Source organism: Flavobacterium flabelliforme (assembly GCF_017948675.1).
GTDB lineage: Bacteria > Bacteroidota > Bacteroidia > Flavobacteriales > Flavobacteriaceae > Flavobacterium > Flavobacterium pygoscelis.
Window position 1 is genome coordinate 1 of record NZ_JAGFBU010000044.1, and the last position, 255, is coordinate 255.

At 44.7% G+C, this 255-nt stretch carries 1 protein-coding gene; it reads right to left on the reverse strand.

What is annotated here, in order from left to right:
* Positions 1 to 255: MBG domain-containing protein (locus J3S90_RS15805; protein ID WP_210646986.1), on the reverse strand; the 255-nt coding region annotated here is incomplete at both ends.

Sequence of the window (255 nt, forward strand, 5' to 3'; positions counted from 1 at the left end):
TGCTTACCGTATAGTTTGGATTACTGCCTAAAGCCACTGCAATTGGATAGCTTCCTACTGCTGAAGTGGTCGTAGCGGTAGTGCTTAACGTATAGTCAATCACATCGCCATTTACCGTTCCAGTTACTACAGCGGTTAACACTGGGTTCGCGTCTCCGTATACTTTGGTTTTATTATCGGCTACCACACTCACGTTGATCGCTTTTGGTGTTACCGTTAATAGCGCGTCTGTTGTGCTTATCGTATAGTTTGGAT